The sequence below is a fragment of the Kitasatospora sp. NPDC018058 genome, assembly GCF_044327205.1.
In the GTDB taxonomy this organism is placed as follows: Bacteria; Actinomycetota; Actinomycetes; order Streptomycetales; family Streptomycetaceae; genus Kitasatospora.
In genome coordinates this window covers 1-21,329 of the sequence record NZ_JBIRFA010000036.1, presented here as the reverse complement: position 1 = coordinate 21,329, position 21,329 = coordinate 1, and the positions used below count along the sequence as shown (strand labels likewise).

19 protein-coding genes are annotated in these 21,329 nt (G+C 70.4%); 7 read left to right on the top strand and 12 right to left on the bottom strand.

The features are described 5' to 3' along the window. Positions 1-74: 74 nt before the first annotated feature. Entirely contained in the window at positions 75-1,688 is a 1,614-nt protein-coding gene (locus tag ACH4E7_RS34885) for an alkaline phosphatase family protein (protein ID WP_396253180.1), read from the bottom strand. 257 nt (positions 1,689-1,945) lie between these two features. On the opposite strand from ACH4E7_RS34885, the gene ACH4E7_RS34880 reads away from it, so the two are divergent. From ACH4E7_RS34880 to ACH4E7_RS34865, 4 genes are read left to right on the top strand one after another with little or no spacing between them, the layout of a single operon-like run. After that, positions 1,946-2,431: a hypothetical protein gene (locus ACH4E7_RS34880; protein ID WP_396253179.1), complete on the top strand. Its 486-nt coding sequence runs from the start codon at positions 1,946-1,948 to the stop codon at positions 2,429-2,431. After that, the gene (locus ACH4E7_RS34875) at positions 2,394-3,629 is read left to right on the top strand and encodes a cytochrome P450 (protein WP_396253178.1); all 1,236 of its coding nucleotides are present in this window, start codon (positions 2,394-2,396) and stop codon (positions 3,627-3,629) included. The genes ACH4E7_RS34880 and ACH4E7_RS34875 overlap by 38 nt, the downstream gene beginning before the upstream one ends. Positions 3,630-3,661: 32 nt before the next feature. Further along, entirely contained in the window at positions 3,662-3,856 is a 195-nt protein-coding gene (locus ACH4E7_RS34870; RefSeq protein ID WP_396253177.1) for a ferredoxin, read from the top strand. Positions 3,857-3,890: 34 nt separating this feature from the next. Next, positions 3,891-5,072: an NAD(P)/FAD-dependent oxidoreductase gene (locus ACH4E7_RS34865; protein WP_396253176.1), complete on the top strand. Its 1,182-nt coding sequence runs from the start codon at positions 3,891-3,893 to the stop codon at positions 5,070-5,072. Positions 5,073-5,102: 30 nt separating this feature from the next. Here the strand turns inward: ACH4E7_RS34865 and ACH4E7_RS34860 are convergent, their stop codons facing one another. The 7 genes from ACH4E7_RS34860 to ACH4E7_RS34830 all read right to left on the bottom strand — a co-directional run bounded on the left by ACH4E7_RS34860 (position 5,103) and on the right by ACH4E7_RS34830 (position 14,065). Beyond that, positions 5,103-5,729: a TetR family transcriptional regulator gene (locus ACH4E7_RS34860; RefSeq protein ID WP_396253175.1), complete on the bottom strand. Its 627-nt coding sequence runs from the start codon at positions 5,727-5,729 to the stop codon at positions 5,103-5,105. Between the two features lie 285 nt (positions 5,730-6,014). Beyond that, positions 6,015-6,341, bottom strand: a complete 327-nt coding sequence (locus tag ACH4E7_RS34855; protein WP_396253174.1) for a hypothetical protein — start codon at positions 6,339-6,341, stop codon at positions 6,015-6,017. Between the two features lie 294 nt (positions 6,342-6,635). Beyond that, on the bottom strand, positions 6,636-7,736 hold the full coding sequence (locus tag ACH4E7_RS34850) for a hypothetical protein (protein ID WP_396253173.1): 1,101 nt from the start codon (positions 7,734-7,736) through the stop codon (positions 6,636-6,638). Positions 7,737-7,931: 195 nt separating this feature from the next. Beyond that, a complete protein-coding gene (locus ACH4E7_RS34845; RefSeq protein ID WP_396253172.1) occupies positions 7,932-9,164 on the bottom strand; it encodes a cytochrome P450 in 1,233 nt (410 codons plus the stop codon). A gap of 86 nt (positions 9,165-9,250) precedes the next feature. After that, complete coding sequence (locus ACH4E7_RS34840) at positions 9,251-10,474, bottom strand: cytochrome P450 (protein ID WP_396253171.1); 1,224 nt, start codon at positions 10,472-10,474, stop codon at positions 9,251-9,253. A gap of 43 nt (positions 10,475-10,517) precedes the next feature. Beyond that, positions 10,518-13,577: an amino acid adenylation domain-containing protein gene (locus ACH4E7_RS34835; protein ID WP_396253170.1), complete on the bottom strand. Its 3,060-nt coding sequence runs from the start codon at positions 13,575-13,577 to the stop codon at positions 10,518-10,520. 44 nt (positions 13,578-13,621) lie between these two features. Further along, on the bottom strand, positions 13,622-14,065 hold the full coding sequence (locus ACH4E7_RS34830) for a pyridoxamine 5'-phosphate oxidase family protein (protein WP_396253169.1): 444 nt from the start codon (positions 14,063-14,065) through the stop codon (positions 13,622-13,624). A gap of 318 nt (positions 14,066-14,383) precedes the next feature. Here ACH4E7_RS34830 and ACH4E7_RS34825 point away from each other — a divergent pair, with 318 nt between their 5' ends. Together ACH4E7_RS34825 and ACH4E7_RS34820 are read left to right on the top strand one after the other, a co-directional pair. After that, a complete protein-coding gene (locus ACH4E7_RS34825; protein WP_396253168.1) occupies positions 14,384-15,349 on the top strand; it encodes an ATP-binding cassette domain-containing protein in 966 nt (321 codons plus the stop codon). Between the two features lie 17 nt (positions 15,350-15,366). Then, a complete protein-coding gene (locus tag ACH4E7_RS34820) occupies positions 15,367-16,188 on the top strand; it encodes an ABC transporter permease (RefSeq protein WP_396253235.1) in 822 nt (273 codons plus the stop codon). Positions 16,189-16,307: 119 nt separating this feature from the next. Here ACH4E7_RS34820 and ACH4E7_RS34815 read toward each other — a convergent pair whose 3' ends face one another. Beyond that, a complete protein-coding gene (locus ACH4E7_RS34815; RefSeq protein WP_396253167.1) occupies positions 16,308-16,715 on the bottom strand; it encodes a hypothetical protein in 408 nt (135 codons plus the stop codon). A 124-nt stretch (positions 16,716-16,839) separates the two neighbouring features. On the opposite strand from ACH4E7_RS34815, the gene ACH4E7_RS34810 reads away from it, so the two are divergent. After that, a complete protein-coding gene (locus ACH4E7_RS34810) occupies positions 16,840-17,646 on the top strand; it encodes a pyrroline-5-carboxylate reductase dimerization domain-containing protein (protein ID WP_396253166.1) in 807 nt (268 codons plus the stop codon). 225 nt (positions 17,647-17,871) lie between these two features. Here ACH4E7_RS34810 and ACH4E7_RS34805 read toward each other — a convergent pair whose 3' ends face one another. From ACH4E7_RS34805 to ACH4E7_RS34795, 3 genes are all read right to left on the bottom strand, one after another. Continuing rightward, positions 17,872-19,215, bottom strand: coding sequence for an endonuclease domain-containing protein (locus tag ACH4E7_RS34805; protein WP_396253165.1), 1,344 nt, complete (start codon positions 19,213-19,215; stop codon positions 17,872-17,874). 57 nt (positions 19,216-19,272) lie between these two features. After that, positions 19,273-19,674 (bottom strand): hypothetical protein, encoded by a 402-nt coding sequence (locus ACH4E7_RS34800; RefSeq protein WP_396253164.1) that lies wholly within the window; start codon positions 19,672-19,674, stop codon positions 19,273-19,275. Between the two features lie 243 nt (positions 19,675-19,917). Then, complete coding sequence (locus tag ACH4E7_RS34795) at positions 19,918-20,928, bottom strand: hypothetical protein (protein WP_396253163.1); 1,011 nt, start codon at positions 20,926-20,928, stop codon at positions 19,918-19,920. Between the last annotated feature and the right edge of the window lie 401 nt (positions 20,929-21,329).

The window sequence follows — 21,329 nt, the reverse complement described above, 5'->3', positions numbered from 1 at the left end:
CCGACCCTGCGCCGAACGGCCGGGGCCGTGACCTGGATCGGCCACGGCCCCGGTGTGCTGGGACGGTGCGTTCGTCAGGACGCGTTCAGCGTGGTGTCGTCGATGACGAAGCTGGTCTGCGCCGAGGAGGAGTTCTCCACGCCGGTGAACTTGAGGGTGACGCTCTTACCGGCGTAGGAGGAGAGGTCGAAGGTCTTCTGCACGTAGCCGGTGTTGGCGTCCAAGTTGGAGTAGGTGGCCAAGGTGGTGCCGTTGGCGGTGACGGTGAGCTTGTCCTGCGCGGTGGTGCCGGTCTTGTCGGTGTCGGTGTGCAGCCAGAAGCTGAAGCTGGCCTTGCAGCCGGCCGGGATGGTCATGGTCTGGCTGAGCGTGTCGGTGTGCGCGGCGCCGTAGCCGTCCAGCCAGGCGTCCCAGTTGCCGCTGTGAGCGGGCTCGCTGACTGTGTCGTTGTTGAGCACGCCGGATGTCATGGTCCACGGCGCGGTACTGCCGGTCTCGAAGCCCGGGTTGCCGAGCAGCTGGCCGGGTGAGGGGCAGCCGGTGGAGGCCGGGTTGACGGTCCAGCTGAACGACGCGTTGCCGCTCGCGCCGGTGGTGTCGGTGGCGGTGACGGTGACGTTGGACGTGCCGGCGGTAGTCGGGGTGCCGCTGACCAGGCCGGTCGAGGCGTTGATCGACAGGCCGGCCGGCAGGCCGCTCGCGCTCCAGCTCATTGTGCCGCCGGCGGTGTCGGTGGCCTGGAGCTGGAGGGAGGCGGCGCTGCCGACGGTGCCGGTCTGGTTGCCGGGCGCGGTCACCGACACGCTGCCGGTTGTGCCGGTGTTCCAGACATCGGTGATCGGGGTCGCCTGGGCGGCGGCACCGGCATAGGGCAGGCCGTACATGTCCTCGATGGTGCGCAGCACGCTGAAGTGGTTGATCTGCTCGTTGTAGGCGCCCGGTTTGATCGGCTGCCCGTTGAAGAAGGTGGCGATCTGGTTGTTGCCGGCGCTGTCGTCCTCGTCGAAGGTGGTGATCAGCAGGCTGTTGTGGGTCTTGGCCCACTGGACGTAGGCGTCCAGGTTGTTCTTCAGCCAGGTGTCGCCGGTGGAGATCGAGCAGTCGTGCATGTCGTCGCAGAGGTTGGGGATCACCCAGGAGACCGTGGGTAGCTGCGTGAAGTCGGTCGGGAAGCTGCTGAACGGCTGGTTGTCCGCGGCCGGCACGTTGCTGAAGTCGGTCCACGGGACGTGCTTGCGTGCGTAGTTGCCCGAGGTGCAGACCGTCGAGCCGACCGAGGGCAGGCCCTCCGAGTAGCCGGTGAAGCTCAGCCCCTTGGCGATCAGCTGGGCGCCCTCGTTGTCGGTGCTGAAGGTGTGCGGGCAGGAGTCGTCCGTGATGCCCTGGTTGGAGCCGGAGAACAGGTCCAGGTAGTTCGGCTCGCTGGGGTGCTCGATCGCGAACGAGTTGGTGAAGTTGGCGCCGGTGTTCGCCAGTTGGTTGAAGTACGGGGCCTGCGAGTTGCCGATGATGGAGCTCTGCGAGGTGTTCTCGAAGAGCACCACTACGACGTGGTCGGGTCTGGGGACGGAGGTCGTCGCTGCGGCGGGGTGGGCGTCGGTAGCGGCGCTTGCGGTGCTGACGACGCCGGTGAGCCCGAAGAGCAGGCTGGTGGTGGCGAGGCCGGTGGCGAGGCGTGGCAGACGCACGGGTTCTCCTCGAACGAGGCGGGTGATGGCCGCCACTGTCCCCCAGCTGAGCATGTCCGTACAAGAGTTCGTCGGTGAATATCGACGAACTCCCGCCCTCCGCGAGGAGGTTGACAGTGACTGGGCGGGTCGGTCGCTCCGACTCCGTGCTCTGGGCCCGGCCCGCCAGGTGTACTGCAGGGGATCGATGGTCCGAGTGCCACGCCGGGGTGGCTTCACGGACGGCACATCTTGACACTTGTGCCACTTTCTCTATTGTGGCAGTTGTGCCACTTTTCGCGAGCGGGAACCGCGTCCCTGCCTGTCGCCTGATCCACATCGGCTACGCGGCGGCCGGGGCCTACTTCGGCTGGCGCTGGGCGTTCGTGGAGAACGGTCCGGCGTGGCAGCGGGCTTTGTTCCTGCTGGCCCAGATGGCTGTGTTCGCCGCCCTGGTGCAGGCGGTCAGATGGCAGCGCCGTCGCCGCAGGGGCTCGGTCGCGCCACTCCGGCTGCCGCTGCGAAACCTGATTCTGGGCAAGGTGCTGCTGGTCGTTCTGGCGCTCGGTGCCGGGCTCATCCTCGACCGGTGGACGCCGGACGCCCAACTGATCGTGGGAGCGGGCCTGTTCCTGGCGATCGCGCTCGGCGGACCGGCCCTGCACCGGCGCCATGCCGCCATGTCCGCAAACCTCCCGTCCCCCGTAGAAACCACTGGAGGAACCCATGAGCGACACCGCCGTCAGCCGGCCAGTCCCGAGTGACCGGCCCGGCCTGCCCAGGCAGCGCGGCTGCCCCTTCGACCCGGCGCCGGAGTATGCCCGGCTGCGCGAACAGGCTCCGATCAGCCGGATCTCTTTCCCCGGTGGCGGATCCGGATGGCTCGCCACCCGATACGAGGACGTCCGCGCGATACTGTCCGACCCCAGGTTCAGCTCGCGGCTGAGCACCGCGGCGCCACACGTCCGCCCCACGCCGGCCGCCCTGCCCGAGCATCCACTCCCGGGCGCGCTGTTGCGCCTGGATGAGCCGGAGCACGCGCGCTACCGGCGCCCGGTCATGCGGGCGTTCACTGTCAAGCGCGTCCAGCAGCTGCGGCCCAGGATCCAACAGATCGTCGACGAGCACTTGGACGCTATGGAGCGGGCCGGTGGACCGGTCGACTTGGTCGCCGAACTCGCCCTGCCGGTGACCTCGTTGGTCATCTGCGAGCTGCTCGGCGTCGACTACGACGACCGCGACACCTTCCACCGTCTGGCCGGGCAACTGCTGGCGATCGAGTCCTCGCCCGAGGAAGGGCAGCAGGCCAGGGCGGAACTCGCGTCCTTCATGGCCGCCCTGGTCGCCGCCAAGCGCGAGCAGCCGGGTGACGACCTGCTCAGCACCCTGATCGCCGAGGCCGACGCCGATCCGGACAGCCCGCTGACCGACATCGCGCTCGCCGTCCTGGGCTCACTGCTGCTGATCGCCGGCCACGAGACCACCGCCAACATGATCGCGCTCAGCACTCTGACGCTGCTGGAGCACCCCGGCCAGCTCGCCGCCCTCCGCGCGGATGCGGCCCTGGCCGTCCGCACGGTCGAGGAACTGCTGCGCCATCTGACGATCATCCAGTTCGGCCTGGTCCGGGTGGCGGCCGAGGACCTCACCCTCGGCGGCCGGTCGATCAAGGCCGGCGAGTACGTGGTCGCCTCACTGCCTTCCGCCAACCGCGACCCCGCCCTCGGCATCGCCGACCCGGACCGGCTGGACATCACCCGCGACCCCGCCGCCCATGTCGCCTTCGGCTACGGCCCCCACCAGTGCCTGGGCCAGCAACTCGCCCGCGCCGAACTGCAGATCACCCTCACCTCACTGTTCGCCCGCTTCCCCGGGCTGCGGCTCGCCGTCCCGGCCGACCGGCTGCCGTTCCGCGACGACATGATCATCTACGGCCTGCACCAGCTGCCCGTCACCTGGTGAACCACGCCCAGACCCCCCGGCAAGGACACCCCATGCACATCACCCTCGACCAGGACCGCTGCTGCGGCGCCGGCACCTGCGTCATGACCACCCCCGAAGTCTTCGACCAGCGCGACGACGGCATCGCCATCCTTCTTGACGCCGACCCACCGGCCGAGCTGGCCACTTCGCTCCACGACGCGGCCGCCCGCTGCCCCGCCGCCGCCATCCGGGTGGAGGCCCAGTGAGCCAGCGAAGCTCCGCACCGGGCGAGGCGAGCGCATGAACTCCGAGCTGCGCCGAGTGATCGTGGTCGGCGCCTCCACCGCCGGGTTGACGGCGGCGGAGACGCTGCGCCGCGAGGGCTACCAGGGGCGACTGACCCTGCTCGGCGCCGAGTCCCGTCTCCCGTACGACAGGCCGCCGTTGTCCAAGCAGATCCTGGCCGGCACTTGGCAGCCGACCGCCGCCGCCCTGCGCGGCCCCGACGACTACGCCCGGCTCGATCTCGACCTGCGGCCGGGCAGCCGGGCCGTAGCACTCGACCCCGCCCGGCGCACCGTCCGACTCGACGACGGCACAAGCCTCGACTACGACGGGCTGATCATCACCGCCGGTGTCACACCCCACCGGCTGCCCACCGGGCACGACCTCGACGGCGTTCACGTCCTGCGCACCCTGGACGACGCCCTGCGGCTGCGCGAGCACCTGCTGCGCCGGCCCACGCTCGCCGTCGTCGGCGGCGGGTTCACCGGCACCGAGGTCGCCGCCACCGCCCGCAGCCTCGGCGTGGAGACCACCCTGATCTGCCAGGGCCCGGCCCCACTCGCCGAACGTCTGGGCCAGGACCTCGGCCGACTGGTGGCCGAGCTGCACACCGACCACGGAGTACGGCTGCACACCGGGGCCCGGGTCGACTCCCTGGTGGGATCACAAAGGCGGCTGGCCGGGCTGCGACTGACCGACGGCACGGTGCTGGAGGCCGACGCTGCGGTGGTGGCCATCGGCTCCACCCCTGCCACCGACTGGCTGCGCGGTACCGGCCTGGACATCACCGACGGGGTGCTCTGCGACGCCTACTGCCAAGCGGCACCCGGCATTTACGCCGCCGGCGATGTCGCCAGGTGGCATCACCCGCGCTTCGGCACCACCCTGCGGCTGGAACACCGCACGAACGCCGCCGAGCAGGCCATCGCCGCAGCGCGCAACCTGCTCGGCGCCCGCGAACCGTACGCGCCGCTCCCTTACTTCTGGAGCGACCAGTACGACGCCAGGATCCAGGCGTACGGGATCTGCACCCCGGACGCGGAGATCGAGGTGGTGCACGGCGACCCGGCGCAGCGCTCCTTCGTCGCCCGCTACCGCACCGACGGCCACGTCACCGGTGTGCTCGGCTGGAACAGCCCGCGGGCACTGCGTTCCCACCTCGCCGAACTCACCCAGCCATCAGCCCAGGCCGGCTGACCGACCGCGGCCGGGGCGGGCACGGGCCGATCAGAGGTCCGCGCTCGCCTCGGCCAGCACCGCGAACGCGGTCGGCAGCAGCCGGGCGAAGGTGCCGACCGGCACCTCCTCCGTCTTGCGCCGCTCCCGCACCGTACGAACCACCGCCCGCATCGCCGACATCGCCGTTATCGCGACCACGGCGGCCCGCAGATCCACATCCGGTCCCGGGGGCAGCCGCTCCACGAGCAGCTTGGTGAGCCGGCTCTCCAACTCCACGAAGGCGTACACCAGCCGGTCCGTCACCACCGCCTCCGCGCCCTCGAGCGGATGGGCCAACGCGACCAGGGTGGTGTGCGGAGCGCTGTCCACCGCCGCCAGCACCGCCTCGCGCAACGCGACCAACGCGGGCTCCTCGAGCGGACGGCGGGCCAGCTCCTGCACCATCCGGTCGAACGACTCCGTAAGGTCCGGCAGCAGGAGGTCCTCCTTGCTGTCGAAGTAGCGGAAGAACGTCCGCGGCGACACCCCGGCCGCCTCGACGATCTCCGCGACCGTCGTCTCGGCGAAGCCGCGCTCGGCGAACAGTCGCGCGGCCGCGACACGCAGCGCTTCCCGGGTCTGGGCCTTCTTGCGTTCCCGCAGCCCGGCAGGAGGGGCGCCATCGGATCGAGCCATGCGAGAACAGTACGCGAGACGACGATCAAGCCGGTCCGTGCATACGCCCGAAGCCGCCCGTCGCCCGGCTGACCGAACCGTGACTGTGCATGGTGCCCTGCTCGACTTCCTCCCGCTTGAGCATCGCTGTTCACATCGGTCGTTCGGCTGGTGAGGGTGCAGCGGCTCTCTGCTCCGCAGGCTTCGCTTCACGCGAACGGGGTGAGGTTCCCCCCTCAGGAGGAACGCGCCGCCCCGGAATGACACCGCGGGTCAGTGGCTGGGCCGCCGGAGACCCGGGGCGGGTCAGGCGGTCCTGATGGCGAACTTGACGGTGCGGACCTTCGCGTCCGGGTCGTCAGTGTTGGCGACGGTCACCTTGCCGCCGTCGAGCCTTGACGACGGTGGCGCGCTCGCCGAGATCCGGGCGGGGATGATCACGACAGCCGTTCGATGGACACCAAGACCGGCGGGGAACGTGCAGGTGATGGTGACACCGGCCGAATCGGCCAGGCAGGTGCCGGGGAAGAACGAGCCGGCGGCGGTGGTGTTCTCGGGCAGTACGACCGTGACGGTCAGTGGCGAAGCCGTCCGGTCCGGGCCGTGGTTGGCCAGCAGGGCCCGCACCGTCACGCTCCCGCCCACCTGTACGGGGTCGGGATCGGGGTCGATGTGTACGACCGGTACCCGGTCACTGCCAGGGACACGCTCGGCAGTGTGGTCGTCGGCCGGCGTCGCGGCGCCGGCGCTGGACGCCGCGCTCAGCGCGCACGCCGCCAGGAGTGGCCACACGGTCCGCCGACCACGCCGCTGGGGCCTACGGGACATGGCCTTCACCTGCTTTCGAAAGGAGTCGCTCGCGGAACGCGGGCGACTCTTGAGGAATCGTGTGGCGCCGGGAGTCCGGGGCGCGGTGGGGAGGAGTTCTCATCGCCACACGTGCACGTACCTGGCGGAGAAGCTGATCGGGTTGCTGTTGGCCGGCGCGGGGTGCCAGGTGCCGGCGTCGATGGAGAGGTTGAGGATGATGTACGCCGAGAACGACGCCCCCACGCCCTTGCCGTCGGAGAACACCTTGGTGCCGTTGATGTACCAGTCGACCGACGTGGCGCCGTAGACCGCGCCGATCGTCACCCAGCGGTTGGGGCCCACCGCGCTGGAGTCGGTGTAGTAGTCGTGGGCCGGGTTGATGTGGTTGGTCAGCTCCAGCATGTTGGGGTTGTCGGGATGGTACTCGTACTTGTCGATCTCGGTGTCGCCGCTCTTCCAGCTCCACAGCGCGGGCCAGGCCCCCAGGTTGGGCGGCATGCTGACCAGGGTCTCGATGTAGTCGCCGGTCCTGACCTGGAAGCCCTCTCTGGAGCTCTCCGTGGTGATCAGCCCGGTGTTCCATGCCTGCTTGCCGTTTTCCAGGGTGTGGGTGCTGGGCTGGGCGGTGAAGGTGACGCTGCCGTTGCCGGACGTCACGTTGGCGGTGTTGAGCCAGTCGAGTTTGTCGTCGTTCGGGTTGTGGTTGCCGTACTGGTAGGCACTGGTCGTGTTGCCGACCCAGCGCTGGCCCCAGACGATCGGGGAGGTGAAGTTCTCGTTGAAGGTGAGCGCCTTGCCCTGGGTGGGGTCGCCTCCGGTTCCCTGTGTGGTCACGATGAGGGTGGCCTGAGTGAGGTTGTGGTAGCCCGTCGCGTCCTTGTAGTAGCCGAACTCCGTATAGGTGCCGGCGGGGAAGGTCCGCGACCCGGTGACGAGTGTGTAGCCGCTCGGACAGATCGTCGCGTTGAGGACCGATCCGGGGTAGTCGTAGTTGTTGCCCTTCGAGTCCCTTACCGCGACGCCGAGTTGCCGTACCGTGACGCAGACCGAGGAGTGGACCTTCAGCGTGGCTGTGGTGGGTGTGTTGGGGGCGGCGCTGGTGGGGGTCAGGCTGTCCTCGGTGATGGTGACCACGCTCGCCGCGCCGGCGTGGCCGATCGCCGCGAGGGCGAGTAGGGCGGCGACCGCCAGGACTGCGATCCGGCTCCGCACGTGCATGATTCCGGCCTCCCGTCGGAGTATCACAGCAGGTCGCAATCCTCGCAGGTCACTACAATTCGACCATCTCGGACACGTTCTTCCTTGCTAGTCATATCGTCGTCAATTTGCAATGCAGAATTGCCCGTTGCCACCGAGGCGCGGCGCGCCGTTGACGTGCCTGCGGCGGCGATGGGACATCGCCAGGGCTTCCGCCTACGCGGCGGTCTCGGGGGCGCTCCAGCTGACGGGGAGGGTGATGGGTGACTTGCTCGGTGACTCGTCCTCCCAGATGGGCTGGTGACCTTCGGCCAGGCGCACGTCGGGGAGCCGGTCGAACAGCGCTTCCAGGCATACGGTCATCTGGGCGCGTGCCAGGTGGGAGCCGATGCAGTTGTGCGCTCCACGGCCGAAGGCGAGGTGGGGGTTGTCCGCGCGGCACAGGTCGAGCCGGTCTCCGTCGGCGAACACACTCCCGTCGCGGTTGGCGGAGGCGAGTACGGGCAGCACGGCGTCGCCGGCGCGGATCGTCCGGCCGTGTAGCTCAATGTCCTCGACGGCCTGGAGGACGACGACGCCGTTCATCACCGGTACATAGCGCAGTAGTTCCTCCACCGCGCCGGGCATGAGGTCGCGGTTGTCGCACAGGCGTGCGTACTCGCCGGGCACGGTCAGCAGGGTCAGCACGGCGTCGGCCAGGAACATGGTGCTCGTGCGGTATCCGGCGACCAGCATGGAGAGCCCGAAGCTCACCGCGCTCTCATGGTCCAGCGTGCCGTGCTCGCACTCGCGGACCAGTTTGGTGAGCACGTCGTCATCGGGCTCGCGCCGCTTCCCCTCGAGCAGCGAGGTGATGTACGCGCGCAATTGGGAGGTGGCCTCGCGGCCCTCCTTCAGGGTGAGTAGGGCCCCGAGCGCGGCGTCCGCCTTGGGCAGGAAGTACTGGCTGTCGTCGTAGGGGATGCCCACCAGGTCGCACATCACCATGACGGGGAAGGGCTCGAGGAACCGGACGACCAGGTCGCCGGGCTGGTCGCCGGTGAGGAACACGTCGAGCAGCCGGTCGGCCGACTGCCGGATGCGCGGCAGCCGGCTCCGGATGGACCGGACGCTGAACGGCTCGCTCAATGTCCTGCGCAGGGCGGCGTGCCCGGGGCCTTCCAGTTCCATCATCGTGACCAGGCCCGGCTCGTCACCGGGGGCCTGGCCGGGGCAGGGCGGCCAGTCGTTGATGCTCGGCCGGATCAGCCGGGAGTCGGCGACCAGTTCCTTGACGTCGTCGTACCGGGTGGCGTACCAGGCGGTGGCGCCGATCGGCAGCCGGACCTTGACCAACGGGCACTCCTGGCGCAGCCGGCCGTACTCCTCGGGTGGCCCCATCGTGCCCGGCGGCGGGAGGGGAAGGTCGATGACGGGGGCGTCGACGACAGGTTCCGATGTGGTGTTCACGGGTGGACCTCCCCTTCTCGTGTGCGGCCGGGCGCGAGGGCTCGGTCATCCGGGCTTGACCGGGTGCGAGGGGCCTGCGGGCGGGTTCACCAGCTGACCGGGAGCGTCAGTGGTGCCTTGGTGACGGACTGGTCGTCCCAGAGGGGTTCGTGCCCGTCGGCCGGACGCAGCCGGGGGAAGCGGTCGAACAATGCCTCCAGTCCGACGGTCAGCTCGGCGCGCGCCAGGTGGGCGCCGACGCAGTTGTGGGCTCCCCGGCCGAAGGCGAGGTGGGGGTTGTCCGCGCGGCACGGGTCGAGCCGGTCTCCGTCGGCGAACACACTCCCGTCACGGTTGGCGGAGGCCAGTACGGGGATGACGGCTTCGCCCGCGCGGATGCTCTGCCCGCCTGCCTCGATGTCCTCGGTGGCCAGCAGCAGCACGGTGCCGTTCATCACCGGCATGTACCGCAGTATCTCCTCCACCGCCCCGGGCATGAGGGTGCGGCGGTCGCGCAGGCGGGCCCACAGCTGTGGCCGCTCCAGCAGGGTGTGCACCGAGTCGGCCAGGAAGAAGCCGCTGATGCCGAAGCCGACGGTGAGCATGGACAGCCCGAAGGCCATCACCTCGTCATGGGTCAGCACTCCGCCGTCGCACTGGCCGACCAGCCGGGTCAGGACGTCGTCACCGGGTCGGCTCCGCTTCCGTGCGATCAGCTCGGCCATGTACGCGCGCAGCAGGTCGGTGACCCTGTTCGCGTCCTCGGAGGTCACCATGCCGGCGAGGGCCGCGTCCAGCACCGGAAGGAACCAGTCCTGGTCCTGGAAGGGGATGCCCACCAGGTCGCACAGCACGAGCAGCGGGAACGGTTCGGTGAATCCGGCGACCAGGTCGCCGGCGCGGCCGTCTTCCTCGAACTCCTCCAGCAGGTGCTCGGCGAGTTCGCGGATGCGCGGCAGTCGGTCCTGGACGGCTCGGAAGCTGAACGCCGGAGCCACGGCCCTGCGCAGCGCCACGTGCCGGGGGCCGTCCAGTTCCGCCATGGTGATCAGGCGGGGCCCGTCGTCCGCGGCCTGCCCGGGGCGGGGCGGCCAGTCGTTGATGGTCGGCCTGATCAGCCGGGGGTCCGCGAGCAGCTCCCGGACGTCCTCGTACCGGGTGGCGTACCAGGCGGTCGCGTCCATCGGGAGCCCGACCCTGGCCATGGGGCAGCATTCGCGTAGCCGTGCGCATTCCTCGGGCGGGCCCATGGTGCCCGGCGGCGGGAGCGGGAACTCCAGTACGTCCAGCTCGGGGCCGGGTGCCGGCGTGCTGGTTGGCTGTGAGGTCATGCTCGCTCCTCTTGCGAGGGTGCTGCTTGCGGGGGTGCTGCGGTCACGGGCGCTCGATGTAGCCGGCGGCGTAGAAGTACTCCAGGTAGCGGTCGAGCAGCTCCGCGTCGACCGGAGGGCAGTGCAGGCCCGCGGCGGCCAGGTCGCGCTCGACGTTGGCCCGCCCGACGGTCGGGAAGGTGCCCTCGAAGTACATCTCCTTGACGGACATGTCCGCCTGCTTGCAGCGGTCCACGCACAGGGAGACGAACGGGGCCGTGGGGCTCGTGGGGTGCTGCGCGACATGGCGGACGAGCTCGCCCACCCACTCCTCGTAGGGGAGCCGGCTGATCCGGTGGCCGCCCGCGTCCATCCGGTCGAGCATGTCGGTCAGGCGCGCCGCGCGGGGATTGGTCAGGTGGTAGGTCCGGCGGGTGGTGCGGTGCCCCGTGGCGATGTGCACCACCGCGTCGGCGAGGTAGTCCACCGGGACGAAGTCCAGCGGCAGCGGGATGTCGGGGGCCAGCCCGGTCTCGCTGATCGTCTTGAACAGCGAGCAGATCGCGGTGTCGGTGTTGCAGGCGCCGGTGTGCCGGTCGCCGGTGATCTCGTACGGCCGGTAGACCGCCACCGGCAGGCCTTGGTCCGCGGCGTTGCGCAGCACCTCTTCGGCGACCCACTTGCTCTCGGCGTAGCCCATGGTGAGCCGGTCGGCGTGGTCGAGCGGCAGGTCCTCGTCGACGTGCCGTACGCCGGCAGTTCCGAAGCCGGCCAGCACCGCGATGGTGGAGAGGAAGTGCAGCGGCACGCCGCGCCCGGCCGCCAGCCGGACGATCTCCCTGGTGCCTTCCACGTTGGTGCGGCGCAGCGCCTCGTACGGGTAGAGGAAGTTGACCTGCGCGGCCGAGTGGATCACCAGGTCGAGGGTGTCGGCGAGCTCGTCGGCGCGGCCTGGTTCCAGACCGAGGCCAGGCTCGGCGAGGTCGGCGGGGAAGCACACGATGCGGTCGGCGGCTTCGGCGGTGGCGAGGTCGAAGCGGGCAAGGGACCGCGTCACCTTCTGCCGGGCGTGGGCACGGTCCCGGCTTCGTACCGGGCAGTGCACCCGGGCGTCGGTGCGGCGCAGCAGCGCGGCCAGCAGGAACGCGCCGACGAAGCCGGAGGCGCCGGTGAGCAGCACCTCACCGGGGCGCCGCCAGTCGGGGTCCGGTCCGCGTTGCGCCGGCAGGGTGAAGCCCAGCTGTGCTTCGGCGCGGAAGTCCACCGGTCCCGTGTCGGCGCCCGCCTTGCCGGGCCGGTCCCTGATGGTGGCGACGGCGGCGGTGAAGTCCTCCAGCGCGGGGGATCGCAGCAGGCTGTGGACCAGGGTGCGGCCGTGCCGGGCGTCGAGGTCGAAGGCGGTCAGCGTACGGGTGACGGCCTCGGCTGCGAGCAGGGAGTCGCCGCCGATGGCGAAGAAGCTGTCGTCCGGTGCCGGGTGTACGCCCAGTACCACCTGCCAGACCTGCGCCACTGTGTCCTGCAGCCCGGGCCCGGGCCCGGGGCCGTCCGCCGGTGCCGGGGTGGCGGCGGTTTCGGTCGCAGCCAGCCTGCGCAGCCGGTGGCGGTCGACCTTGCCTCCGGCGGTGACCGGGAACTGTGCGAGTTCCACCAGCCGTGCGGGTACCGCGACGGCGGGCAGCCAGGTGGCGAGGGAATCGCGGATGTGGTCCAGGGGCAGTGCCTGGCCGGGGTGAGCTGGTGTCATGTACCCGATCAGTGTGTCGCCGTCCCGTTCGACGACGGCCTCGCCCACCGCGTCATCCGCCCGCAGCCGGGTCTCGATCTCCTCCGGTTCGATGCGGTGCCCGCGCAGCTTGATCTGCCTGTCGACCCGGGCCCGGTACTCCAGTGCGCCGTCCGCGCGCCGGAGCACCCGGTCACCGGTGCGGTAGAGGCGCGTACCGGGCTCGACGGGGTTGTCGACGAAGCGTTCTGCGGTCAGCTCGGGGTCGCCGAGGTAGCCGAGTGCGAGCCCGTCTCCGCCGACGAGGAGTTCGCCCTCCTCGCCGGTGCCGGCGGGGGTGCCGTTCGCACGCACTACCTGGCAGGTGGAGTTCTCCAGCGGGCGGCCGATCGGCACGGCCGTCACCTCGGGCGGCAGATCGTGTACCAGGTGTGCGGTGGAGACGACGCTGTTCTCGGTCGGGCCGTAGAAGTTGACCACGGTGGTGCCCGGGCAGGCCGAAAGTACCGCGCGGGCCAGCTCCGGGTCCATCGCCTCACCGCCGGCCGAGGTGAACCGCAGGGACCGCAGTGCCGACGGCCTGGTGCGGGCGATGTGGTGGAACACCCCGGTGGTGAGATAGGCGATGCCGACGTCTTCGGAGCGCAGCAGTGACTCCAGAGCGGCCGGTGACAGCAGTTCCTCCTGGTCGGCGATCACGATGCAGGCGCCGGCGAGCAGCGCGGGCCAGATCTCGATCGTGGAGGCGTCCGAGGAGAGGCCGTAGGCGTGTAGCACCCGCTCACCGGGCCGAGGCCGCTGGCCGACCAGGTCGGAGACCGCCAGCCGCACGACTCCGCGGTGCGGGATCGCCACGGCTTTGGGGCGGCCGGTCGAGCCGGAGGTGAACATCACGTAGGCGCAGTCGGTGGGCCGTACCCGGGTCCGCGGTACCGCGGACCCGGGTACGGCCCGTGCCGGGCCGCCCAGGGCGACACGGGTGCGCACGCGCCGGATGCGGCGGGCGCTGCCGGGCAGTACGACGACGGTATGCACCCCCGCGTCCTCGGCCATCGCCTGCAGTCGCGCCGGCGGTGAGGTGTCGTCGAGTGGGACGTACGCCGCGCCGGTCTTGAGGATGCCCAGGAAGGCGACCAGCGCTTCCGGGCACCGTGCCCCGCACACTCCGACCAGGTCGCCGTGCCGCACACCGGAGTCGTGCAGCCGGGTGGCCAGTGCGTCGGAGCGGATCCTGAGCTCGCCGTAGCTGATGCCGCGGCCGTGCTGTGTGCAGGCGGTGGCCTGCGGGCGGCGTGCCGCCCAGACGTCGAACAGCTCGTGGAGACAGCGGTCGCGTGGACAGCCCACCTTCTCGGCGTGCTCGTCCGCCGCCTGGTGCGTCATGGCCCGGGTGTTCATCGGAATGTCCCGCTCTCTGCCGCATGTCCGGGTGGCACGAGCAGCTAATGCTCGAACTCCTTGGCGAAGGCGGCGAAGTCGGCGGTCCGCCATCTTTCGGGCCTCATGCGGATGAGGATGTTGTCGGTCAGTTGCCGGCGGTTGGCCGCCAGGTACGCCGTCGCCGTGTCCGGGTCCAGGTACCGGTGGGCCAGCTTCTCGTGTTCGGCCGGCGGGATCGGGTCCTCGACGGCCACCACGGGCCCCTCCACGCTGACGTACCGGTACGGTGCCGTCTCGTTCTGCGTGCACAGGCTGAACCGGCCCGCGCCGCGGATGAGCCGGGCCTTCAGCGTTTCCCGCCCGGTCTGGACCGTCACCAGTCCGCCGGGCCGGTAGGAGTACCAGATCGGGAGCAGTAACGGCCCACCGCCGTCGCGTGGATCGTCCACCCCCAGGATCCCCACGTGCACTCCGGCGAGGAATTCCTCCCGGGCTTCGACCGACATCCTGAGATCCACTGGTACCGCCTCGATTCGGCAGAGGGTCCGACGGAAAACGCGTCCGGTGTCCGTGGGTCCGTGCGGCTCCGCACCCCCTCGGCCGGTGCATACGGCCTTCGGGAACCCGGCGACTCGGCCGCTCCGGTCCCTCTCCCAGGCTTCCACCACACCTGGGTGACTCGCATCCGGGGTGCCGGACGGGCCACTGCCAACACGGGGCCCGCCAGCGCGTGGGCTACCGGGCCGCTCCCCTGCCGGAAAGCAGAATGAGGGGTCCTGTCAGCGCCGGCCGTCAGGTGGTTCACCGGCAGAAGGAGGAGGCGCATGAGGGCGGCCATCCGGGCCGAGGGCCTGGTGAAGACCTTCGGCGACGTACGGGCCCTGGACGGGGTCGACCTGGACGTGCCGGAGGGGACGGTACTGGGCCTGCTCGGCCCCAACGGCTCGGGCAAGAGCACCACAGTACGGGTCCTCACCACTCTGCTGCGGCCCGACGTCGGCAGCGCTTACGTGGCGGGCGTGGACGTGCTCAGGCACCCCGCCCGAGTCCGCAGCCTGATGGGCCTGTGCGGCCAGTACGCGGCGGTCGACGAGTACCTCACCGGCCGGGAGAACCTCCAGATGGTCGGCCAGCTCTACCAGATGCGGACCAGGGCCGCCAAGGCGCGCGCCCGGGAGCTGCTGGAGTGGTTCAACCTCGCCGAGGCGGCCGACCGGCTGGCCAGGACCTACTCCGGCGGTATGCGCCGCCGGCTCGACCTGGCGGCCGCGCTGGTGGTGCGGCCCCCGGTGATGTTCCTCGACGAACCCACCACCGGTCTGGACCCGCGCAACCGGCTGGCGCTGTGGGAGGTCATCGAGATGCTGGTGGCGGAGGGCACCACCCTGCTGCTCACCACCCAGCACCTGGAAGAGGCCGACCGCCTCGCGCACGACATCGCCGTGGTCGACCGCGGCCGGGTGATCGCACGCGGCTCCGCCGACGACCTCAAGGCCAGGATCGGCGGTGAGCGGGTGGAAGTGGTGGTCCACCAGCGCGAGCTGATCGGTGCGGCCGTCGCGGCGCTCACCCCGTACGGCAGGGGCCGGCCCAGCGTGGAGCAGCACACCCGGCGGATCGCCATGCCGGTGGACGGGGGCGCCCGGGTGCTCGCCGACGTCATCCGCGAGCTGGACGGGCGGGGCATCCTCATCGACGACATCGGCCTGCGCAGGCCCACCCTCGACGACGTCTTCCTCTTCCTCACCGGCCACACGGCCGGGGAGACCGACCCTGACAAGGAGGTCTGACCGTGGTCGACACCGTGATGAGGGGACGGGCGATCCCGCAGCCGCGCGGCGGAGTCGTCCAGATGGCACGCGACTCCTGGGTGGTCGCCCAGCGGAACCTGCGCCGGATGACCCGGATCCCCGAGATCGTGATCCTCGGGTTGCTGCAGCCGGTGATGTTCGTGCTGCTCTTCTCGTACGTGCTGGGCGGCGCGATCGACGTACCGGGCGGCGGCTACCACGAGTTCCTGATGGCCGGGATCTTCGCCCAGACGGTCACCTTCGCGGTGGAGGGCGCCTCCGCCGGTATCGCGGAGGACATGACCAAGGGCCTGATGGACCGCTTCCGCTCGCTGCCCATGGCACGCTCGGCGGTGCTCGCCGGGCGGACTCTGGCCGACCTGGCGCAGAGCGCCTTCACCCTGCTGGTGCTGGCGATCGTGGCGATGCCGGTGGGGTGGGGGGCGCACCGCGGGGTGCTCAGGGCACTGGGTGCCTTCCTGCTGCTGCTCGCGCTGGGCTACGCCTTCTCCTGGATCGGGGCGCTGATCGGACTGTCGGTGCGCAGCCCGGAGGCGGCCAGTTCGGCCGGCCTGATCTGGCTCTTCCCGCTCACGTTTCTCTCCAACGCCTTCGTGCCGGTGGACACCATGCCGAAGTGGCTGCAGACGATCGCCTACTGGAACCCGTTCAGCGCCACCGTCCAGGCCTGCCGGAACCTGTTCGGCAACCCCGGGGCCGACGGCGCGCACGTCTGGCCGATACAGCATCCGATCGTGGCGTCCGCGCTCTGGTCACTGCTGATCATGGGGCTGTTCTCCTGGCTGGCGGTGCGCAAGTACCGCAACGCGACCAGCTGACCGGGCCGTCGCCCTCTGGACACCGCCGGCCACACCCCCGGACACCTCAGCCTGGTCGTCACCGACCCCTCGGGCAAGGACCCCCGGCGCCTGCTCATCCTCGGCGACGTCATGCACACTCAAGCCCAGGTCACCGAAACCCACTGGACCTGCGCGTTCGACCACGATCCCGCCATGGCCACCGCGACCCGGGAGCGCGTCCTCAAGGAACTCGAGAATCCCCGGTCCTCTGCGGCACGGCAAGCCCGGCGGCAGCCCTGGCCCTGGGCAAGAGCGGACTGGAAGTGGTACTCGGCGTCCAGGCCGAGCTCGGCGTGGCAACAGTCGAGGATCACCGGTTTGGTGGCGGCGGGCGAGCCGCGCAGCACCTCCATCAGCCGGGGGTAGACCAGCGCCGAGTCCGACAGGATCTCCGGGTCGGCGACGGTGCCGGTGAGCGCGAGGGCGAGCTGTCCGTCACCCGTGCGCATGCCGTGGCCGACGTCATAGACCAGCAGCACATCGGTGATGTTCCGGACCAGCGGCACCAGTTCGACAATTGCGTCCCGCGGCGTGGATCCTCGAGCGCGGTGACGCGGTCGCGTGGCCACCCGCACTGCTCCCCGGTCAGCAGGTCCACCATGGCGCTGATGATCTGCGATGCTTGCGGCCATGAGCGAGCTCCGAACGGTGGGAATAGTCGGCTTGGGCCGCATGGGCCAGACCTTGGCGGCGGCTTTCAGTCGGGCTGTCGGGCCGGGCCGTGTCTACGCCAGCGCGCGCTCCGCTTCGAGCATCGCGCGGTTCGAGCAGGTCGTCCCTGGCACGCAGATCGCGTCATTGCAGGAACTGCCCGGCTCCGCAGCACTGATCATCCTGTGCACGCCGCAGGCGGCCCTGCCCGCCGTACTCGACGACCTGCGACCGTGCCTGACCGCCGACCACATCGTGGTCACCATCAGCAACCGGCAGCCGTTGTCCGCTCTGGCCGAGGCGGTGCCGGGCCCGGTGGCCAAGCTGATCCCCAGCGCGGGCAACGAGATCGGCGCCGGCGCGACGCTCCTGGTGCCCGGGCCCGGTATGACCGAGCCTGCGATCGAGAACCTCCTGGCGCTGCTGCGGACGTTCTCCACCCCGTTCGTCATCACCGAGGACCAGGGCCGCGCCGCAACCGACCTGGCGTCCTGTGGTCCGGCCCTGCTGGCAGCGGCCGCAGCGGCGATGGCCCAGGCTCAGTGCCAGCGGAAAGCCTCGTTGCCGCGGGAGGTGGCGGAGCAGCTCGCCATGTGCAGCCTGGAGGCAGCAGGCCTCCTGGTCGGCGGCGGTGCATCCTTGTCCGATGTGATCGACCGTGTCGCGGTTCCCGGCGGCAACACCGCTTCCGGGATCGATGCAGCCCGCGACGGCCTCATCGCGGCATGGCGTGCTGCTTTCCAGGCAACACAGGACAACGAGCGGTCCGGCCAGCACCTGCACTGACATCGAGGCACGAGGGCCGACCGGCGCATTCTTCCGGGCTCAGGCTGCGCCCGACCGGTACCCCACGGGAAACGCCCAGGCCGGACCGGTGCCCGGTGCCGCGCCGGACGATGTGCGGGGTGATCTGCGGGGCACGTACCTGGTCGCGGTAGCTCTCGTGGTCGTAACGGGTCGGGGCCGGCAGGTGCGAGGTGACGGTGGAGTGTCAGGTCTCCCGGTGTCCGCTCAAAACAGTTGTAGGTCCTCGCCGCTGGTGTCCGCGATGATGGGCCGGAACGGGGCAGGGAGGCCGTCCAGGTGGTCAGGGCCGGCCGCGGCGGCCACGGCGGGGGCCGTCTCGGCCAACCAGGCACGAAACCGCTCGGTGGCTTCGCGGTAGGGGACTCGCGCCAGGACACGGTGCTCGCCGGAGGGGCAGAAGTCGACGGCGACAGTGAGCAGGCAGGAACGGGGCGCGTTCTGACTGCCCGTCCAGGACACGCGCAGGACACCGCAGGGCTTGCGCCCGCGGGGGGCGCGGTGGGTCGGGCGCATTGATCGGCAGGCTATGTGGGCGGTCCATGCGGCGAGGTGCGGCAGGGGCAGGGTGGTGCGTGCGCGGCAGCCGGGGCAGCGGTGCCAGTGGCGGAGCCAGGTCTCGGCGTCGGTGTGGAAGAGGCGTGTGTAGCGGTTCGCCACGCGAATGTCGTCGCTGTACAGGTGGTCGGGGCGTTCCTGCGTGTTGCAGGACTGGCAGACGGGGGCGCGGACGTAGCCGTGTTCGTGGCAGTGGTCGAGCACGGTGGCGGGCGCAGTGCGGCAAACGGCGCACGCCCACCCGGCCACCCTGCGGGAGGTACCGGGCTTCCTGCTGAGCACCGAGTACAGCTGGCCTTCCAGCTCTTTGTCGTACGGGCGCAGTGAGGAGGTGGGGCCCTCGGGGCTCGTCGTCTGCCGACCGCCGGCGTCTCGGGCCTGCCGGGGATGGGAGGGCGGCTCGGTGACGGCTGCGCTTGCCTGGCGGGTCCGCGCGGCTTGCACCCACCGCGTTTCGGCGTGCTCGGCCGCGTCCAGCAGCCTGACCACAGCGCGCGGCAGCCACCACGTGCGCTGCGTTCCATCGCGGGTCTGCTCCACGAGTATCCGTCGCCAGTCGATCCCCGCCAGATGGTACGGCCGCCCGACCTCACGTCGCGCTGCCTGCTCGGGGCCGCCCAGCTCCTGCAGTTCCCCCGTGATGCGCCGGCGCCAACGCAGCGGCGTTTCCTCGTTGCACTCCTGCCTCGGCGCCCCACGAAACGGACCGATGCGGACCAGGTCCTGCCGATCCATCCCAACCGCGTTCAGTTCCGCGGCCGCCTGGCGTACTTCAACCTCCGGAACACTCCACTGACCGCCGCTCGTCCTCACCGTCGCCACCACATGGCCGCCGAGCAGGACGTACCCCATCCGGGCACGGGCAGGAGAGCACGTGAATGCCCCAGAAGCCGTCGGCACAGCACTGTCGGCCGTCAAATCGACCCACAGAGCGTCCGCGGCGACCAGGGTGATCAGGCCGTCCGTGCGACCGGGCATGACACGCTCCGACATACCGACAGGCTAACGGCCTGCAACGCGGCAACGGTCCGCTGCCTCACCGACACCGCCCTACCGCTGAAGGTCCGCGCCGTCGGCTCCCTCGTCCTCCTCTACGGCATCCCCGGTGAACGTCTGCGACATCTGACCACCGACCAGATCCACGGCACCGCAATGGGAAAGACGTTCCTCCAGCTCGGCCAAGCGAGACTGTGGATCCCACCCCGCCTGGCCGAACTCCTTCACCCACTCGCCGACGCGCCACGCCAGCGCTCTGCCCTGACCCGAACCCTCACCGACCAAACCCCGTGGCTGTTCCGCGGCGTCGTGCCCGGCCACCCACTCAGCCGCAAAGCGTTCAACGACCAGCTCGTACGTCAGGGCGTCCACACCAGAGCGGCGCGCACCGCAGCCCTGATCGCCCTCGCCACCGACCTGCCCGCACCAGTGCTGGCCGACCTCCTCGACGTCCACATCCACACCGCACTGAAGTGGGCTCGTCACGTTCAACGCGACTGGAGCACCTACCTCACCGCGCGCCGCCGGCCTCGCCGACACTGCGGAGCCACGTCGGCCATGAACGTCAACCCCCTCCGGTGGTCGGGCCGTTCAGTCCAGGCGGGAGCGGCCTTACGCGATGCGCTTGAGGGCTTCGATCGGGAACCGCCGCCAACTGCGCGTCGATCGCCGGCAGGAAGCTGACATCCCGATACCCGACTACCCGGGCCGCTGCGTTGCCGGGGCGCTGGCACAGACGGGGCGGGTGCGGGCGGCATAGGAGCGAGCGGCCACGACGAGGCCGATGCCCAGACCGCCGAATGCCAGGCCGCCGAACTCGACAAACCAGGTGATCCCCGAGCTGGAGGTGAACGGCAGGGACGGCTTGATCTCGGGCAGCACGCCGACAGCCATGAGCGGGGCCATGATGGTGAGGCAGACCCCGTACATCGTCAGGGGGATACCGGTCAGCCAGGCCGGAATCAGCGGCAGCAGGCGCGGGACCCGTCGTCCGGACAGGAACAGCGTCCAGCGGGGGAACACCTGCCCCCACACGTACAGCAACCCCAGCAGCAGGAAGATCCCGACCAGCGCGGCCAGCACGGTCACGTCGACCCCCGCCGACGCGGTTGCCTTCGCCGGGCCCGACGCGCCGACGCTCGTCGTCCTCTGCCAGTCATCGCCCGCGACGCCGAGCGCGTTGCCGCCCAGCGTCCAGATGGTCTTGGCTCCCGCCCACGGCAGAAGTCCGCACATGAGCAGGTACACCGAGACGCGGGTCCGCCTCGGGGCCCGGGAGGCGGTCGGGTAGGCAAGCGGGCCGTCGGCTGCGCCGGCGTGCGGCCTCCCACATCGCGGGCAGTCGCCGCGCAGCCGTCGGCGGTACGACAAACCGACGAGGAGCAGAAGGGCGGCGCCGGCCGTGTTCAACAGCACCTGGGCCAGCCCGGTGGCGCTCTCGACCCCCGAGAGCGTCGCAATCGTCACGAAATAGATCGGCAGTCCGTTCGTCCCCACGACGAACACCGGGAGCGCCGTGATCAGCGCCGTCGCCAGCACAACCCGGCCAGGCCTGGCGAGAGTTCGGGTGCTGGCCAGGCAGGCGCCGCCGGCCAGGAGCGCGAGGGCCGCCAGGAGAAGCTGGACCGCCGGCGCGTACGAGGCGTGTTCCTTCCATTGCACGGTGGTGCCCGTCACCGCCCAGGTGACCTCGACAGCGGCGTACAACACGCCCCACACGGCAGCGGCCGTGGGTACCCACATGGGCCACCGCCGCCACCACAACGTTCGCCCCAGGCTTGCGGTCGGTGGCCCATGAATGCCACCTACCTCCGCGTTCGCAGGAACAGCCACTGTGACCCCCGTGTATCCGGATTGCCGAAGCTCCAAGACTTCCCGTCACCCGCGCGGATCACATCCATCCCACGGATCATCCGGCCTCCCCCGGGAAGTTCCACCCTTGGCTCGGACACCTGGACACTGGGACATGTGAGCCCGGAGGAAGCAGTCTCAGGTGGGAACCAAGAGCAACATGAGTAAGCGGTATACGGCGGATTTCAAGCGGGATGCGGTCGCGCTGGTGCGCTCGTCGCCGCACCGGAACGTCACCGAGATCGCCAGGGAGCTGGGGG

What these genes read in the sequence shown, in the direction of transcription:
- ACH4E7_RS34875 (WP_396253178.1), top strand. Translation starts at nt 2,394, where the DNA reads ATGAGCGACACCGCCGTCAGCCGGCCAGTCCCGAGTGACCGGCCCGGC.
- ACH4E7_RS34870 (WP_396253177.1), top strand. Translation starts at nt 3,662, where the DNA reads ATGCACATCACCCTCGACCAGGACCGCTGCTGCGGCGCCGGCACCTGC.
- ACH4E7_RS34865 (WP_396253176.1), top strand. Translation starts at nt 3,891, where the DNA reads ATGAACTCCGAGCTGCGCCGAGTGATCGTGGTCGGCGCCTCCACCGCC.
- ACH4E7_RS34860 (WP_396253175.1), bottom strand. Translation starts at nt 5,729, where the DNA reads ATGGCTCGATCCGATGGCGCCCCTCCTGCCGGGCTGCGGGAACGCAAG.
- ACH4E7_RS34850 (WP_396253173.1), bottom strand. Translation starts at nt 7,736, where the DNA reads ATGCACGTGCGGAGCCGGATCGCAGTCCTGGCGGTCGCCGCCCTACTC.
- ACH4E7_RS34840 (WP_396253171.1), bottom strand. Translation starts at nt 10,474, where the DNA reads ATGACCTCACAGCCAACCAGCACGCCGGCACCCGGCCCCGAGCTGGAC.
- ACH4E7_RS34835 (WP_396253170.1), bottom strand. Translation starts at nt 13,577, where the DNA reads ATGAACACCCGGGCCATGACGCACCAGGCGGCGGACGAGCACGCCGAG.
- ACH4E7_RS34830 (WP_396253169.1), bottom strand. Translation starts at nt 14,065, where the DNA reads ATGTCGGTCGAAGCCCGGGAGGAATTCCTCGCCGGAGTGCACGTGGGG.
- ACH4E7_RS34825 (WP_396253168.1), top strand. Translation starts at nt 14,384, where the DNA reads ATGAGGGCGGCCATCCGGGCCGAGGGCCTGGTGAAGACCTTCGGCGAC.
- ACH4E7_RS34820 (WP_396253235.1), top strand. Translation starts at nt 15,367, where the DNA reads ATGAGGGGACGGGCGATCCCGCAGCCGCGCGGCGGAGTCGTCCAGATG.
- ACH4E7_RS34810 (WP_396253166.1), top strand. Translation starts at nt 16,840, where the DNA reads ATGAGCGAGCTCCGAACGGTGGGAATAGTCGGCTTGGGCCGCATGGGC.
- ACH4E7_RS34805 (WP_396253165.1), bottom strand. Translation starts at nt 19,215, where the DNA reads ATGTCGGAGCGTGTCATGCCCGGTCGCACGGACGGCCTGATCACCCTG.